The organism is Sporolactobacillus laevolacticus DSM 442, from assembly GCF_000497245.1.
Classification (GTDB): domain Bacteria; phylum Bacillota; class Bacilli; order Bacillales; family Sporolactobacillaceae; genus Sporolactobacillus; species Sporolactobacillus laevolacticus.
The window spans coordinates 59,825-76,115 of sequence record NZ_AWTC01000002.1; the positions used below are offsets into that span (position 1 = coordinate 59,825).

Consider the following 16,291-nt stretch of genomic DNA (forward strand, 5'->3'; position numbering starts at 1 on the left):
GAGCTCTAATGGCTCCTCAATTCGTCCCTTGCTTAATCAAGCGCGTTCATTAATTCATCGACGTCTGTTGACAAAGCTTCAACACTTGTTTCAATTCTTTCCTTGTTCTTGCGGGAAGCAAGTTCAACGATCTGATCAGCCGCCTTTTTCCCGACAATCACTTGTACCGGACAGCCGATTAATTCGCTATCGGCAAATTTGACCCCTGGGCGTTCTTTGCGATCATCCCAAAGCACATCATAGCCTTGTTCCATGAAGAACTGATACAGCTTCTCCGATAGTGAATATTGGTCTTCATTCTTCGGATTTACCGTAATCAGATGAATAGCAAACGGCGCTAGCGATTTTGGCCAAATTAAGCCGCCTTCATCATGATACTGTTCGCAGATTGCTGACAGCGTCCGAGAAACACCTATGCCATAACACCCCATAATCAGCGGTTTCGCTTTTCCATCCGCATCAAGATACGTCGCATTCATGGCTTCAGAATACTTGGTTCCCAGCTTGAAGACTTGTCCTATTTCAATACCTCTTGCGAACTTGATAGTTCCTTTTCCATCTGGAGACGGATCTCCTTCCTTAATAAAACGGAAGTCATTATAACTCTCGATAGACAAGTCACGATCCGGATCAACATGGACATAGGTTATGTCTTCAGCTTTATTGTACAACACTGCTTGGGACAAATGTTTCAATCCGTTGTCTGCGAACACACGGATCTCCTCATCAAGATGCATTAGATCTAAGCTATCACCTTCGAAAGGTTCAATGAGATCGGTAGCCAAAATATTCTTTAACTTGACATCATTCATTTCATCCGTTGCCTTAATAAACACAACAACTGTCTCTGTCCGTGTTTTGAATGCTTGAGCAACAATCGGTGTATCTTCATCCACAACCTGCTTACCGGGAACACGTTCCAAAGAAAGTGCATTCCCCTTTTCTGCAGTGTCTGTATCGAGTACTGCTGCCATTTCCAGATTTGCCGCAAAATCAGAACTGTCCGAATAGGCTATCGTATCCTCTCCAATTTCTGCCAAAGCCTGAAATTCATGCGTATCTTTACCACCAATTGCTCCGGAATCTGCTAGTACAGCACGAAATTTCAAACCGCATCGCTCAAAAATCCGGCAGTAGGCATTGAACATGTCCCAATAGGATTTATCCAGACTTTCCGGTGAATCATGAAAAGAATAGGCATCCTTCATAATGAATTCTCTACCGCGAAGCAATCCAAAACGTGGTCTCTTTTCATCACGGTATTTGGTCTGAATCTGGTAAAGATTCATTGGTAATTTTTTATAAGAGTTGAGAAAATCACGGACAAGACTTGTTATCAGTTCTTCCCCAGTTGCGCCGAGTGCAAAATAACGACCATGCCTGTCCTTCAGTCTCATGAGCTCCGGACCATAAACATCCCAGCGACCTGTTTCATGCCATAATTCTGCTGGCTGCATAGCTGGCATTAGTAATTCCTGCGACCCTGCTCGATCCATTTCCTCACGAATAATCGTTTCAATTTTTTTTATCACTTTATAGCCAAGCGGCAGATACGAGTAAACACCCGCTGCATTCTGTCTGATAAATCCACCGCGCAGAAGCAAGCGATGACTAGCAGATTCCGCATCTGCCGGCGTCTCTTTCATCGTTGGAATGAACATTTGGCTTTGTTTCATTGTTTACCACCTCAACTATTTGAAATCTTATCTATAAGAGGTTGTTCAAAAAAATCTGGGAAAGTAGTATTTCCTCTTAACAAATCCTTCCCACTTTCTTTTTTGAACAGAGTTATTTTTAATGGATCCTAGCGTGAAAAGAGGTTTTGCAGATCGTTCCAGGTCACAAGCAGCATTAACAGCATCAGAAAAGCGAACCCGATAAAATGAACGAGCGCTTCTTTCTGTGGCTCAACGGGTTTGCCGCGCAGCGCTTCGACAATAAGAAACATCAGACGTCCGCCATCTAATGCCGGAAGCGGAAGTAAATTAATGACTGCTAGATTTACACTCAGAAAGGCCGTCCAGTTCAGTACGAAAAACAATCCTTGAGCGACAACTTCTCCTGTTGCGTGATAAATACCGACCGGCCCGGCAAGCTTATTCAAGTCAAATCCTCCGGTGATCAGCATTTTCAGACCAACAAGTTCCATCTTGACCCAGTAATAGGTCTGGCTGACACCTGCTCCAACTGAGCCGATCAATGAGTGGCGTGTTGGTTGATAGACGCCAATGACGCCTTCCGCCTTGCCGTTCTCTGCCTTACGTTGACCGGTGATTAGTTCAACTTGCTGTTGACTGCCATTTCGTTCAAAGGTTAACATAACCTTTTCTTTCGGATGCTTACTGACATAGTTGACGATATCCTGCCAACTATTTGTTTGTTTACCGTCAATTTGCACAATGCGGTCACCGGCAACAAGGCCTGATTTTTCCGCAGGATAACCCTTTATTACATTACCAAGCTGCGGCGCATCGGAAGGCACTCCCTGGATGCTAAAATAGATGATAAAGATGATCACAGCCAAGAGTAAATTCATAAACGGACCTGCAAATATCGTCAGAAACCTCGCCAAAAGGGACTGTGACGAAAATTGGCGATCACGCGGCGCAATTTGAAAATCTTGGTTGTCCGCTACGTAAGTCGCATCTCGATTTATTGCATAACGGGTGAGTGGCGCATCTTCATCTTCATATCCTGAAAGGCAGAGTTCATTTTCAAGATCGCATTGTTCAACGGTCAAAAATCGGGCATCCGGGTACTTCTCTAGATGATCGCTCACAATACGGCAAACATTTCCATGCGTATCAAGGTAGATACCGATATTTTGTCCGGGTTTCACTTCGAAAGTTTCCGGATCTTCACCCGCCATGCGCACGTAGCCTCCAATCGGAAGCAGGCGCAATGTATAAACCGTTTCTCCTTTTTTGATTGCAAAAATTTTCGGACCAAATCCGATCGCATACTCCCGACACAGAATCCCGGAACGTTTAGCGACGATCAAGTGACCAAATTCATGGATAGACACAAGAAGCCCGAAAATGATGACAACGATTATCAAAGTTTCCACGAGCTTGACACCTCTGCCTTTAGTTTATTTTATTCATGACAAAAGCGCGGGTTTCCCGATCTACTGCTTCAATTGTTTCCAAATCAGGCATTTGAACGACTTGATGATGCTCAAGAGCCGTCTCAACAAACCGTTCAATGTCTAGAAACGCAATTTTTCCTGATAAAAATGCTTGAACCGCTATTTCATTAGCCGCGTTTAATACGGTCGGCATGGAACCGCCTGCTTTTCCTGCGTGATAAGCTAATGATACGCTTGGATAGCGTTGCGTGTCCACTTTTTGAAAATGAAGTGTTCCTATTTCCCATAAGTTTAGCTGTTTTGTTAGTTTCAGTTCAAGTCTTGAAGGATAAGTGAGCGCATACTGAATCGGAACAAGCATGCTCGGCAATCCGAGCTGCGCAATGACACTATGATCAGCATATTCAACTAATGAATGAACAATACTCTCTCTGTGTATTACTATATCAATTTTTTCATAAGGCATCCCAAATAGCCAGTGTGCTTCAATAACTTCAAGTCCTTTATTCATCATCGTTGCCGTATCGACAGTGATTTTTGCCCCCATCGACCAATTCGGATGATTCAAGGCATCATTAATCGTCACACCTTCGAGTTCCTCACGTTTCTTGTCTCTGAAACTGCCGCCTGAAGCGGTCAGAATCAGCCGAGAAATGGCCGAACGGTCCTGACCCTGCATTGATTGAAAAATAGCGGAATGCTCGCTGTCAACAGGAAGGATTGATACACCGAACTCTTTTGCTTTCTTCATCACTAAGTGTCCTGCAGTGACAAGCGTTTCCTTATTTGCCAGGCCAATTGTCTTTCCAGCTTCAATCGCAGCTAGTGTTGGTTCAAGACCAATACTGCCGAGAACTGCGTTGACCAATATATCGCTCTCAGGGATAACGGCAGCTTCAATCATGCCCTCAACACCGTAAACCAGCCGTATTTCTTTAGTTAACGCCGGTCTTATCTGCTCAGCGACTGTCTTATTCTTTACCGCGACCAGTTTTGGATGAAATTCCTGAATGAGTGGCAGAGCAATGTCGATATTTTCTCCAAAAGCAAGAGCAACTGCAGAAAATTGATCAGGATGTTCACGGATCACATCGAGTGTCTGAAGTCCGACTGAACCCGTCGCACCAAGTAAACTGATTTTTTTCAAAGCGCGTTCCCCCTCTTAACCAATCAATCCAAAAATATAAAGCAACGGAAGTACAAAGATTAAGCTGTCAAATCGATCTAACAGTCCACCATGACCTGGAAGAATGTTTCCTGAATCTTTGATTCCATAAAACCGTTTTATTGCTGATTCTGCCAAATCCCCGATCTGACCGAATACAGAGATCAGCAATGTGACACCGGTGAGCGCAAACCACGAGGTGAAAAGCGGTTCACCAACAATCAACTGGAACAGAAGTGCTGTGATCAGCGCAAAAAGCACTGCTCCCGCCGAGCCTTCCTTAGTCTTATTCGGACTGATGTTTGGCGCAAGCTTGTTTTTACCAAATTTCCTTCCAACAAAATAAGCTCCGCTGTCTGTTGCCCACATGACTATCTGGACAAACAACACCAGTTCAAGACTATCGATCCGCATACGAACAAGCAAATAAAACGGAATACTTATGTAAAAAACAGACAGGAAAAGATAAGCCGATTGCGCAAAAGAGAACTTATTTTTCGTCATCACACTAACACTGATGAGCAGCAAGGCTAAAGTAACGAACAATTTAAGCCAAAGGTTTTGAAAAACATTTGGTAAGACTAGGGCACCGGCTACGATAATAGCTACAGCGACCGCACCAATAAGGACAGCAGGTGAAGATGCACCAAGTTTATTCAATTCAGCAAGTTCTAAATAACTGATCACAGCGATCGCAGCGATTAAGAGTGCGAAAGGAATTGAACCGATCCAAAGTAGTGCGAGATAAACAGCACCGTACAAAAGGCCTGTAATTACTCTTTGTCTCAATTTTTCTCGCTTCCTTTCTCTAAACCGCCGTATCTGCGCTGTCTGGCAGCGAATGATTGAATCGCATTCCGTAAACTCTGTTCATCAAAATCAGGCCAATATTCTTCTGAAAAGTAGAGTTCCGTATAAGCAAGCTGCCATAGCATGAAGTTACTTAACCTTAACTCTCCGCCTGTGCGGATTAAAAGGTCAGGATCTGGAAGAGATGAACACATTAAATGTTGAGAAATAACTTGTTCCGTCACTTCTTCGACGACCAGCTCTTGTTCTTGAACTTTTCGCACGATCGTTTTCACTGCATCAACAATTTCCGCATGGCTTCCATAGTTCAGGGCAAAGTTCAACACCAGTCCTGTGTTGTTTTTTGTCCGTTCAATGGCACTTTCCACAGCTTTAAGTGTATATGATGGCAAGCGTGATAAATCACCCATTGCCTGAACTCGAACATTTTGTTCTATGAGCTCGACCAGATACGTATTTAGAAACTGTTCTGGCAGCTTCATCAAAAAATCAACTTCATTTTTCGGACGTTTCCAGTTTTCAGTCGAAAAAGTGTAAAGCGTGAGCACCTTAACGCCTAAGCGATCCGCTTCTTTCGTGACTCGTTTAACTGTTTTCATTGCTTCGCGATGACCAGCAATTCTCGGTAATCCCCGCTTTTTTGCCCAACGTCCGTTTCCGTCCATGATAATTGCTACATGCTTTGGAATTTTAAGATCGCGTTGTTCATCACGGTTCGTTTTGTCCTTTTTCCCCATATTAAAGGAAAATTTTTCAAACATTGATTTTCCCCCATTACTGATACTGAAACATCCGAACATAGCCAGACGAAAAGTGTTTCCATTCAGAACTGCATGCGTGGACGTGGTGTCAGCTTGGTTAATTTCCTGTTTAAATGTCCATCATTTCTTTTTCTTTTTCGGATGCAATCTGATCGATGTTTTTAATTGTGTCATTCGTCAATTTTTGCACATCGTCTTCAGCTTCACGAACATCGTCTTTGGTCAATTCATTGTTTTTCGCCAGTTTCTTCACTTGATCGTTTGTATCCCGGCGCACATTGCGTACGGCAATCTTAGCTTCTTCTGCCATTTTTCTAACCAGCTTGACCAATTCTCCACGTCTTTCTTCGGTAAGCGGAGGAATCGCAATACGAATGACCGTTCCGTCATTCGTAGGCGTAATGCCTAATTCAGATTTCAAGATCCCTTTTTCAATGTTTGCAAGTGCTGTACGATCATAGGGCTGTACAAGCAACAGACGAGCTTCTGGAACCGTAATTGATGCCACCTGATTGAGTGGTGTTTCAGCTCCGTAGTATTCAACGGTCACCTTATTAAGCAAAGATGGATTTGCGCGTCCTGCTCGTATGGTCACCAATTCGCGTTGGAAAGCTTTTACAGCTTTTTCCATACGTTCTTCCGCTCCTTTAAGGAGTTCTGACTGAGCCATAAATTATCGCCCCTTTACTATTGTACCGATGTCTTCTCCCAGAACGGCACGCTTAATATTGCCCTCTTCAGAAAGAGAAAAAACAATCAGTGGAATATCGTTATCCATGCTAAGTGATGACGCTGTAGAGTCCATAACTTGCAGGCCTTCATTGAGTACACGTAAATAAGAGATTTCTTTATATTTCTTCGCTGTTTTATCAACTTTAGGGTCTGCTGAATAGACACCATCGACATTATTTTTTGCCATCAGAATAACATCGGCTTCAATTTCAGCGGCACGCAAAGCAGCTGTTGTATCTGTCGAGAAATAAGGATTACCTGTTCCTGCGGCAAAAATAACAACGCGCCCCTTCTCAAGGTGACGGATTGCCCGCCTGCGAATATAAGGCTCGGCGACTTGCCGCATCTCAATTGAAGTCTGCACACGCGTTTCTACACCAATACCCTCAAGACAATCCTGAAGAGCCAATGCATTCAGGACCGTTGCCAGCATACCCATATAATCAGCCTGTGCACGATCCATCCCCATTTCGCTTCCTGCTTTGCCTCTCCAGATATTCCCCGCTCCACAGACAATTGCGACTTCAACACCGAGGTTCACAACGTCCTTGACTTGCTTCGTAATGGAACGAATAATACCAGGCTCAATACCAAAACCGCCCGCGCCAGCAAGTGCTTCTCCACTCAGCTTTAAAATAACCCGCTTATATTTCGCCTTCTCTGGCATGTTCAACTGCACCTCACAATGGCATATTTTAAAAAATGGGACACGTGACCCGTGCCCCATTGTGTTTCCTTGCTCTGTTTCATCGGGTGTTGAAAACCGCAAACGGTTTTGACGGTTACTATCAATATCGTCTTCAACATTCACCTTACAGGCGCAATTATTGTTTCATTTGAGCTTTGACTTCGTCAGCGAAATTTTCTTCTTTCTTTTCGATACCTTCGCCTACTTCAAAGCGTACAAAAGCGAGAACATCCGCGTTCTTGCTCTTCAGGAATTCACTAACTGTTACATCGCCGTCTTTAACAAACGGTTGATCAACCAAGCAGATGTCCTTGAAGAACTTCTTAAGTCTTCCGACAACCATCTTTTCAACAATGTTTGCAGGCTTGCCTTCTCCAAGTGCTTCTTGTGTCAGCACTTCTTTTTCGTGAGCCACGACGTCTGCCGGAATTTCATCTTCCTTCAAATATTGAGGTCGAATTGCAGCCACATGCATCGCTACATCTTTAGCAACCGCATCGTCATTGCCAGACAATTTAGTCAGAGCAGCAATTCTTCCACCCATGTGGAGGTAAGCGCCAAATACTTCAGCATCCGTTTTTTCCACAATTGCAAAACGGCGTAGAGAAATTTTTTCTCCGATTTTAGAAATTGCAGCTGTAATTGTATCTGCCACAGTTTCTCCATTTTCCGTTGTTTGGGTAAGTGCTTCTTCAACTGTCGCTGGTTCTTTATCAAGAAGATGCTGTGCAATTAAATTAATCAACTCTTTAAATTCAGCATTCTTTGCAACGAAGTCTGTTTCAGAGTTTACTTCCAAAGCAACAGCTTTATTGCCGTCAATTTTGATTTCAGCCAATCCTTCTGCTGCGATGCGTCCGGATTTCTTAGCGGCTTTCGCCATTCCTTTTTCACGAAGAACATCAATTGCTTTCTCAATATCTCCGTCTGCCTCTGCGAGCGCCCGTTTACAATCCATGATTCCAGCGCCAGTCAGTTCTCGTAATTCTTTTACTTGCTTTGCACTAATTGCAGCCAATTGGCATCCTCCTTTTATATCGTTCCTTAGTTTTCGTGAAAAGAGTGATAAAGGGCACGCCCCTTATCACCCCTCTTGATGCTTTGTACCAAAATTATTCTGCTTTAACTGGTTCTTCAACAGCAACTTCAACTTTCTCTGGTTCAACTGCTGCTTCTTCCGTTTCTTCGCCCTGATTTGCTTCCAAAATTGCATCGGCCATTTTACCTGTCAGCAGTTTCACAGCGCGAATTGCGTCGTCATTTCCTGGAATGATGACATCAATTTCATCTGGGTCACAGTTTGTATCAACGATCGCGATGATCGGAATATTCAGCTTATGTGCTTCAGCAATCGCAATTCTTTCTTTGCGTGGATCAATGACAAAAAGCGCTTGTGGAATGCTTTCCATATCCTTGATACCGCCAAGAAATTTTTCAAGACGTGCCCATTCTTTTTTGAGTCCGACAACTTCTTTCTTAGGGAGCACATCAAAAGTGCCGTCTGCTTGCATTTTTTCAATGTCTTTCAGACGTTTGATTCTTTTTCTGATGGTTTCAAAGTTGGTGAGTGTACCGCCAAGCCAGCGCTGGTTGACAAAGTATTGGCCGGAACGTTCTGCTTCGGATTTCACAGAATCCTGAGCTTGTTTTTTTGTGCCGACAAACAGAATTTTGCCGCCGTCAACTGCGATATCTCTGACGAATTGATACGCTTCTTCAACTTTCTTAACGGTTTTCTGCAGATCGATGATGTAGATACCGTTTCTTTCAGTAAAGATATACGGTTTCATCTTTGGATTCCAGCGACGGGTCTGGTGACCGAAATGTACGCCGGATTCCAGTAATTGCTTCATTGAAATAACTGACATGAAAAAATTCCTCCTATGGTTTTATTCCTCCGTCTGCGTCATTTTCGTGTGCGGCTGAATGATTTCAGCACCTGCGCATAAATCAACAGACGTGTGTGATTGACACCAAACGTAACTATATCATAATACAAGCATCATGGCAAGATTATGATTGTACTTTCCCCTGTAACTTAAGTAAAAGTTCAATTTCGCCCTTACCCCGGTTCATTTCTTTTGCGATATCGGTTATTGAGTACCCTTTTTCCTTCAGTCTCGTAGCCTGCAGATATGGGGATTCCTCAATCATATCTTGAACATCATCAATTGGCGGCACCCATTTATCAGCGGACGTTTCTGATGTTGCATTCTGTTTGCTTGTTGTTGCCGTTTTATTCAGTTCTTCTTTTTCCTGACTGAGTATCGCCGAGAATTTCTTTTCATTGTCTGATGAATCGATTGCGGAAGCTTCTTCATGATTTTCATTCTTTACTTTGCTCGTCTTACGCGTCCGCTTTGCTCTTGACGGTTTCACTGATTCGGCGGATGCCCGCTCATTCAATAACACGCGCAAATCTGACAGGAACTGCTCATTTTCTAATCGAACCGCTTCCATGTGTTCAGCAAGAAGTTGTTGTGTTCCCTGGCTGTCTTGATCTTTATCCTGAAGCAACCGGATTCTCTGATAGAGATGCAGGATAAGATAAAATGCCAAAAGCAGCAAAACAAAATTCAAAGTCATCCAAAATGCTGTCATTCCTTCACCTGACTTTCAGCTGTAGATTCTATTTCACGTGCTTTTAAAAATTGCCGCAGTTTAAAAAGTGCCTTGCTGTGAATCTGCGAAATCCGCGATGTTGAAAGCTTAAGTACTTGACCGATTTCTGTTAAAGTCAATTCATCAAAATAAAACAGGGAAACGACCATTCGTTCCTTATCGCTTAATTTGTCAATTTCTTCAGCAAGCTGCATTCGGTTTTCTTGATCTACAAGCTGTTTTTCGGGTAGCACCGCCCTGATGTCCACAATTGCTGATGGCGGATACTCACTGCTTTTACCAGAAGAACCGTCATCAAGCGAAAGCAGGTTAGAAAGCAGGCTCTCAGATAATATCTGTGACACCTCTTCAGTAGACATTTCGCAAACTTGCGCGACTTCATCCAGCGTAGCGCTTCGCATTTTTTCCTGTTCAATTTTTTCCGCAGCCTTTTCGATCTTCTTACTTTTTTCACGAATAGACCGTGGCATCCAATCTTCCTTACGCAGACCATCAAGTATTGCGCCGCGAATTCGGAAGGAAGCGTATGTATCAAATTTAAGGTCCCTTTGACGGTCGAACTTTTCTAATGCGTCATATAGTCCGAAAAGGCCGAAACTCTGAAGTTCGCCCCGATCAATATTCCTAGGCAATCCTGAACCGATTCGCTGCACATGGTACTGAACAAGAGGCATATATATTTCAAGAAGACAATTTGCAGCTTCTACGTCATGGGAATGTACCCACCGATCCCAGTACTCTGACTCCATGGTTTCAGATTTTCCCAATTGTCTTCCCTCCTTCTTTACTCAAGCCATTCTTAAATAACACTTTTACCCTTAAATATTGCATGAATCGTTAACTTACAGGATTGTGTAAAAAATTCAACTGTCCTGCCATAATCAGCCCCAGTTTCTTCGGCAACTAGTGGAATTCGATAATTGTCAAGTTGGGTTCTGACCGCCTCAACGTTTCTTTTTCCAATACTACCCATCGGAAGCGCACGTGTGGCTTTAAACATTTCGGCCCCGCCAGCAATTTTCGCTTTAAGCTGGAATAGCGGACAGCCATAATACTCGGTCATCTTAGTAACCAGCTCCGGTATAGCCGTATCCGCGTATTTTCCAAGAGGATACGCATTTGAACGTGCTAATGCAGAGTCCGGAAGCATCACATGAGCCATTCCAGCGATCAAGCTTTGTTCATGGTAAATAACGACACCAACACAAGACCCTAGCCCCAGAGTTTTCAACGATTCCGGACATTCGGCAAATTTAATCTCTGAAAGACCGACATGGATCAAATAGATGACTTCCCTTCGGCAATGTTGAAAATGACATCTAGTGAATCTGGAAGCGGGAGAAATAAAAATTCTCCATTCAGCTTGTTTCCTTTCTGTCTGTCAAAAAGCACGGCGTCTATGAGAAGCGCCGACTCATCATAAAGCGAAAGTTCAACGAGCCCTTCACTTAATATCGCTCCTGCCATGTCTACAGCATAGACTGGCGGCGACTGGATTAAGGGTATGGATAAAAATGTAGATAGTGCGGCCAAATAGGAGCCACAGAGAATATTGCTGATTTCACAAAAAGCAGATTTTCCCATTCCTTCATCTAGGACATTTCCATTTGGAACAAGTTCTTGAATTAGTGCATCCGCCTGAGCCACATCAAACATCATGAAGAAAAAACCCTTAAGTCCGCCGTCAACTTGAATATAAGAAGCTGCCACATGATTTTCCGCATCTGCATCAATCAATTCAGCAATTGGCAATACACGTACCGACGGAATCTTCAGATCAATGGGTTTATTAAGGAGCACCGACAAAGAAGATGCCGCATGAGCTGCGCCTATATTACCCGACTCCATCAATAAATCCAGGTGTGCTGGACCAAGTTCATTTAAATTGTGCATTTGTTATGCCTCTATTTTCTGCAAATCGGCGACGTCATCCTGATTCAGCACACGATCCAGATTCAGTAGAAGCAACAGTTCGTTGTCACCGATCTTCGCCACACTGTTGATGTATTTCGCCGATGTTCCTCCGATAATATCCGGTGTTTTTTCCACTTTGTTCGTGTCAATATCTAGAACCTCTTTCGATGTATCAACGAGCAATCCTACTTTCATTTCATCGACAGCCACAACGATAATTCGACTTTCTTTTGTCAGTTCGGTTTTTCCCATATTAAATCGCTCACGAACATCAATAATAGGAACGATCAATCCACGGAGATTCATGACGCCTTTGACAAATTCAGCGGCGTGAGGCACACGGGTAATGGCGTCAACCTTTTCTATTGACAGGACCTGTTCAACGGGCACACCGTATGTTTCAGTATTCATCTGAAACAAAATAACTTTCAAACTTGACTCTTCTTGATTTGCCATCATGCTCTCCTCCTCAAGCTTTTTCCCTTAAGAATTGTTTTTGTTGATTCGCTGTAATAGCCTGACAGTCGATAATTAATGCCACTTTGCCGTCACCGAGAATAGTAGCTCCTGAAAAACCAGGAACATGCTTCAGATAATTTCCAAGCGGTTTAACGACAATATCTTGATAGCCTAGCAGTTTATCAGCAACGAGGGCAACCACTTTATCGCCATGACGAACAATCACCACGGAACTTCCCTTGTGAGAATCATTGTTTTCATCTTCTAGTCCTATGCCGATGTCTAAGAACTCTCTTAAATGAACAATGGGCACAACCTGATTCCTAAATTGCATGACCTCGCGTTCATGGATCATCATCACATCAATATGCCTTCTAAGCGCAGTCTCGATAATTGATGTAATCGGTATTGCATAAATTTCTTCCTGACATTGAACAAGCAGGGCATTAATGATTGAAAGCGTCAACGGTAGCTTGACAATAAATTTCGTTCCCTGGCCAGGCGCTGAATCAACTTCGACAGTGCCGCTAAGAGAATGAATCTTGCTTTCGACGACGTCGAGACCCACTCCTCTTCCAGATATATCGGAAATTTTATCAGCAGTACTAAAACCAGATTCAAAGAGCAGATGATAGATTTCTTTATCCGTAAGCTGATTTGCAGCTTCAGCAGTCACAATATTCTTCTCAATTGCTTTTGAGAGTACTTTTTCCCGGTTGATGCCTGCTCCATCATCTTTGATTTCTACGAATACATGATTGCCGCTATAATAGGCACTCAAAGAGAGTTTGCCTTCTGGATTTTTACCGTTTGCCGACCTTACTTCCGGTGTCTCAATTCCGTGATCCATCGAGTTTCGAATCATATGCATTAACGGATCGCCCATTTCTTCAATAACCGTTCTATCCAACTCGGTCTCTGCCCCGCTGATTACAAAGTTCACTTTCTTGTTCAATTCTTTTGAAAGGCTGCGTACCATTCTTGGAAAACGGTTAAAGACTTGTTCAATTGGTTCCATGCGCAAGTTAAGAATGGTTTCTTGCAATTGATTCGTCACACGTTTGATCGTGCCGATCGTATCTTTGAGTTCAGGATTTTCAATAGTTGATGCAATTTTTTCAAGACGGCTGCGATCGATAATCATTTCTTCAAAAAGGTTCAGCAAATGATCAATCCGGTCTAGATTCACCCGAATTGTTTTTGCTACAGCTTGATGAGCAGCAGGCGTTTTTTTATCGCTGGATTTCTTGTCTGGCTCCTTCTTTTGCTCTGGAACTTCTGAATTTGATAAATTGGTAATTGGTGTTACAGCAACCTGTTCAATCTCAGAAATTCCATTCACTTTTGTTTGAACCTCTTGATCGCTTGTTTCTGTAGCAATTAAGAATATGAGCTGATGCTCAAAGGCTTCTTTTTCAATCTCTTCTGTAGAAGGCCTTGTACCAATGACGGCACCAATTTCTTCTAATGCGTTTGAGATCATCAGTGCTCGTGCCGCCTTCAGGACACAATCCTTATTCAAGGTCACAACCGTTTCGAAAACATGAAGGTTCTGAGATATTGCTTGTGAAGCAATGTCTTTCTCATAATCACTTAATATCATAACCCCCGATTGCAATTTGGACGATTGATTGCTAGATTCAAGCTTAGCACCAGATGAAGCACTTTCCGCTGGATGTGCATCGGAATCAGCTGAATTTTCACCCTTTGTGATTGATTGAAGCTTATTAACTGTGGCAGTCACATCTCGCGCGTCAGTTCCATCCTGCTCAATTGAGTCAGCCATTGCTTCGAGATGGTCAAGTCCTTCGAAAAGAACATCAATCATTTGCGAGCTCACAGTGATGTTTTGATGTCGAAGTGCGTCAAAGACATTTTCCATGATGTGTGTGAGTTCCATCATGTTCTGGAAACCCATTTGTCCGGAGCTTCCTTTTAATGTGTGTGCAGATCTGAAAATACTGTTAATTAGGTCAGGATCATTCGTGTTTTGCTCAAGAGTCATCAATTTGTCATTCAAGTTCTGCAAATGCTCTCTTGCTTCGTCAAGGAATACACCCAAATACTGGCTCATGTCCATTTCATTCATCTCCCTGTAATCCGAATTGGCTGCAGATCGCCTCAGCCATATTGTGCAACGGCTGAATCTCATTTACTTTTCCAGTCTCTATTGCCGCTTTTGGCATGCCAAACACTGTACAGGTCTCCTCGGACTCAGCGATGGCGTGCACCTTTTTCCCAGACGTACATAAATCAAGGATTCCTTTTGCCCCATCCTTGCCCATTCCTGTTAAAATTGAAATGACAAAGGAGCATCCTTGAAGTTCCTCTAAAGATTCAAGAGTAACATCAACTGAAGGACGGACTCCATTGACCGGGGCCGAATCAGATAAACTAACTTTATATTGCGCGTACCCATTTTCTTCAATCCGCATGTGCCTCCCACCTGGAGCCACATAGCAATGACCTTGTTGCAGCACTTCCCCGTCTTTCGCCTCGCTCACTTTCAATGATGAGAGCCGGTCAAGTCGATCCGCAAGCGACTTTGTGAATCGTGGCGGCATATGCTGCACAATCAATACTGGTGCTGGTAATTTACTATTCAGGCAGGGGACTACTGATTGAAGTGCTTTTGGTCCGCCAGTAGAAGTACCGATGAGTACAATGGAAGAACCGCTAAACGGAACACGTGTCAATGGTTTGCTGCTGACATTGACTTCACGCTTTTTATCGATGATCCGACTTGGATCTCCCATTCTAATCCTCGAAACTGCCGCCTGTTTAATTTTCACTTGCAATTCATGCTCGATGCGTTCAACATCCGAAGGCTTTCCGGAAGGTTTGAAAATAAAGTCAAAGGCACCACTGCTAATCGCTTCAATAACATAGTTAGCATTTTCATATGAAGCACCGCTAACCATAATCGTCGGCGTCGGGAGCAGCTCCATAATGTCGTGCAGGACACTCAATCCATCTTTATCACCGGGAAGGATGATGTCCAGCGTCACTACATCAGGCTTAAAACGGAACAATTTTTCTAATGCGTCCTTTCCGTCTCTCGCCGTCGCGACAACTTCCAGCATTGGATCCTCTTCAATCATCGCCTTTATGGTCTGACGCATGAATGCCGAATCATCAACAACCAATACTTTGACGGTTTTCATGCCCTGTTTCCCCCTATCAATTTCAGATATTTCCTGACTTTGTCAGCGAATGAAGGAACCACCACTTTTGGATGGAAGCGTTCTCCGCACTGGATAAGAAACGCGCGAACGAGCAATCTCATTTCCACACAATATCTGGACTGCGGGGCGCTTAACATGCATGGAAACTGCTTCCGTACAGATTTAAGCAAATCAATATCTCTGTGGATTGCAGAAAGCCATGAAGGCGAGTTTCCTAGAAAACGGTTAGCTACAGAAGACAGGCGCTTCCATGTTTCCCATCCTTCGCTTTTCTTCATTATTTGATTGACAACGCAAGAAATATCAATTTCTTTGTTTTGAGCATATGCTATTTTCATCACTGAATAGCTATCAGCCATAGCAGTGGGTTCAGGCGTCGTCACAAGAATTAGCCGATTTACCGCAAGCATGAAATGAAGCATGTCATCAGAAGCTCCCGCACCAAAATCAAAGAGAATAAAATCATAATATTTCCTTATGCATTCAAGCTGGTTCAAAAATTCTTGTAAATATTCTTCGTTAAGATGGAACAACGAAGATATTCCGCTTCCTCCGGCAATAAAAGCAACATGGGGCGATGTATTGACAAGTATGTCTTTGAATGGCAATTTGTTTTTTAACGCATCGACAATATTAAATTGGGCTGTTTTCCCCATAAGCTGTTCAATATTCCCCATACCAACATCTAGGTCAATGATCAACACTTTTTTATTCAATTGTCCGAGAGCAATTGAAAAATTGACACAGAAAACAGACTTGCCCACACCACCTTTGCCGCTGGCAATACCAACTACTAGAGTTTCATGATCTTCATGCCTCTCACCGGAAATGCGCATTCTCAATTTTTCGGCCTGATCGTTGCTCATC

At 43.2% G+C, this 16,291-nt stretch carries 17 protein-coding genes; all 17 read right to left on the reverse strand.

The features are described from left to right. Positions 1-32 precede the first annotated feature (32 nt). The 17 genes from P343_RS21960 to P343_RS22040 all read right to left on the reverse strand — a co-directional run bounded on the left by P343_RS21960 (position 33) and on the right by P343_RS22040 (position 16,290). The gene (locus P343_RS21960) at positions 33-1,676 is read right to left on the reverse strand and encodes a proline--tRNA ligase (protein WP_023508872.1); all 1,644 of its coding nucleotides are present in this window, start codon (positions 1,674-1,676) and stop codon (positions 33-35) included. 128 nt (positions 1,677-1,804) lie between these two features. Then, positions 1,805-3,067: an RIP metalloprotease RseP gene (rseP, locus tag P343_RS21965; protein WP_023508873.1), complete on the reverse strand. Its 1,263-nt coding sequence runs from the start codon at positions 3,065-3,067 to the stop codon at positions 1,805-1,807. Positions 3,068-3,086: 19 nt separating this feature from the next. Further along, positions 3,087-4,235, reverse strand: a complete 1,149-nt coding sequence (dxr, locus tag P343_RS21970; RefSeq protein ID WP_023508874.1) for a 1-deoxy-D-xylulose-5-phosphate reductoisomerase — start codon at positions 4,233-4,235, stop codon at positions 3,087-3,089. 15 nt (positions 4,236-4,250) lie between these two features. Then, on the reverse strand, positions 4,251-5,042 hold the full coding sequence (locus P343_RS21975; protein WP_023508875.1) for a phosphatidate cytidylyltransferase: 792 nt from the start codon (positions 5,040-5,042) through the stop codon (positions 4,251-4,253). Then, entirely contained in the window at positions 5,039-5,824 is a 786-nt protein-coding gene (locus tag P343_RS21980; protein ID WP_023508876.1) for an isoprenyl transferase, read from the reverse strand. Before P343_RS21980 ends, P343_RS21975 begins: the two co-directional genes overlap by 4 nt. A 109-nt stretch (positions 5,825-5,933) precedes the next feature. Then, on the reverse strand, positions 5,934-6,494 hold the full coding sequence (gene frr, locus P343_RS21985; RefSeq protein WP_023508877.1) for a ribosome recycling factor: 561 nt from the start codon (positions 6,492-6,494) through the stop codon (positions 5,934-5,936). Between the two features lie 3 nt (positions 6,495-6,497). Then, positions 6,498-7,223, reverse strand: a complete 726-nt coding sequence (pyrH, locus tag P343_RS21990) for a UMP kinase (protein ID WP_023508878.1) — start codon at positions 7,221-7,223, stop codon at positions 6,498-6,500. Positions 7,224-7,380: 157 nt separating this feature from the next. Then, entirely contained in the window at positions 7,381-8,262 is an 882-nt protein-coding gene (gene tsf, locus P343_RS21995; RefSeq protein ID WP_023508879.1) for a translation elongation factor Ts, read from the reverse strand. 94 nt (positions 8,263-8,356) lie between these two features. After that, positions 8,357-9,112 carry a 30S ribosomal protein S2 gene (gene rpsB / locus P343_RS22000; RefSeq protein ID WP_023508880.1) on the reverse strand — a complete coding sequence of 252 codons (756 nt, stop codon included), beginning with the start codon at positions 9,110-9,112 and terminating at the stop codon, positions 8,357-8,359. A gap of 145 nt (positions 9,113-9,257) precedes the next feature. Beyond that, the gene (locus P343_RS22005) at positions 9,258-9,845 is read right to left on the reverse strand and encodes a hypothetical protein (protein WP_023508881.1); all 588 of its coding nucleotides are present in this window, start codon (positions 9,843-9,845) and stop codon (positions 9,258-9,260) included. Next, positions 9,842-10,633 carry a FliA/WhiG family RNA polymerase sigma factor gene (locus P343_RS22010; RefSeq protein WP_023508882.1) on the reverse strand — a complete coding sequence of 264 codons (792 nt, stop codon included), beginning with the start codon at positions 10,631-10,633 and terminating at the stop codon, positions 9,842-9,844. The genes P343_RS22005 and P343_RS22010 overlap by 4 nt, the downstream gene beginning before the upstream one ends. Before the next feature lie 32 nt (positions 10,634-10,665). After that, positions 10,666-11,148: a chemotaxis protein CheD gene (locus P343_RS22015; RefSeq protein ID WP_023508883.1), complete on the reverse strand. Its 483-nt coding sequence runs from the start codon at positions 11,146-11,148 to the stop codon at positions 10,666-10,668. Then, positions 11,145-11,759, reverse strand: coding sequence for a chemotaxis protein CheC (locus P343_RS22020; protein ID WP_023508884.1), 615 nt, complete (start codon positions 11,757-11,759; stop codon positions 11,145-11,147). Before P343_RS22020 ends, P343_RS22015 begins: the two co-directional genes overlap by 4 nt. Before the next feature lie 3 nt (positions 11,760-11,762). After that, a complete protein-coding gene (locus tag P343_RS22025; protein ID WP_023508885.1) occupies positions 11,763-12,236 on the reverse strand; it encodes a chemotaxis protein CheW in 474 nt (157 codons plus the stop codon). A 13-nt stretch (positions 12,237-12,249) separates the two neighbouring features. Continuing rightward, positions 12,250-14,319: a chemotaxis protein CheA gene (locus P343_RS22030; RefSeq protein ID WP_023508886.1), complete on the reverse strand. Its 2,070-nt coding sequence runs from the start codon at positions 14,317-14,319 to the stop codon at positions 12,250-12,252. A gap of 1 nt (position 14,320) precedes the next feature. Continuing rightward, positions 14,321-15,403 (reverse strand): protein-glutamate methylesterase/protein-glutamine glutaminase, encoded by a 1,083-nt coding sequence (locus tag P343_RS22035; protein WP_023508887.1) that lies wholly within the window; start codon positions 15,401-15,403, stop codon positions 14,321-14,323. Further along, complete coding sequence (locus P343_RS22040; protein ID WP_023508888.1) at positions 15,400-16,290, reverse strand: P-loop NTPase; 891 nt, start codon at positions 16,288-16,290, stop codon at positions 15,400-15,402. Before P343_RS22040 ends, P343_RS22035 begins: the two co-directional genes overlap by 4 nt. Between the last annotated feature and the right edge of the window lies 1 nt (position 16,291).

Coding starts and splice junctions, on each gene's coding strand:
- P343_RS21960 (WP_023508872.1), bottom strand. CDS start 1,676: ATGAAACAAAGCCAAATGTTCATTCCAACGATGAAAGAGACGCCGGCA.
- P343_RS21980 (WP_023508876.1), bottom strand. CDS start 5,824: ATGTTTGAAAAATTTTCCTTTAATATGGGGAAAAAGGACAAAACGAAC.
- frr (WP_023508877.1), bottom strand. CDS start 6,494: ATGGCTCAGTCAGAACTCCTTAAAGGAGCGGAAGAACGTATGGAAAAA.
- pyrH (WP_023508878.1), bottom strand. CDS start 7,223: ATGCCAGAGAAGGCGAAATATAAGCGGGTTATTTTAAAGCTGAGTGGA.
- rpsB (WP_023508880.1), bottom strand. CDS start 9,112: ATGTCAGTTATTTCAATGAAGCAATTACTGGAATCCGGCGTACATTTC.
- P343_RS22005 (WP_023508881.1), bottom strand. CDS start 9,845: ATGACAGCATTTTGGATGACTTTGAATTTTGTTTTGCTGCTTTTGGCA.
- P343_RS22020 (WP_023508884.1), bottom strand. CDS start 11,759: ATGCACAATTTAAATGAACTTGGTCCAGCACACCTGGATTTATTGATG.
- P343_RS22025 (WP_023508885.1), bottom strand. CDS start 12,236: ATGGCAAATCAAGAAGAGTCAAGTTTGAAAGTTATTTTGTTTCAGATG.
- P343_RS22030 (WP_023508886.1), bottom strand. CDS start 14,319: ATGGACATGAGCCAGTATTTGGGTGTATTCCTTGACGAAGCAAGAGAG.
- P343_RS22035 (WP_023508887.1), bottom strand. CDS start 15,403: ATGAAAACCGTCAAAGTATTGGTTGTTGATGATTCGGCATTCATGCGT.
- P343_RS22040 (WP_023508888.1), bottom strand. CDS start 16,290: ATGAGCAACGATCAGGCCGAAAAATTGAGAATGCGCATTTCCGGTGAG.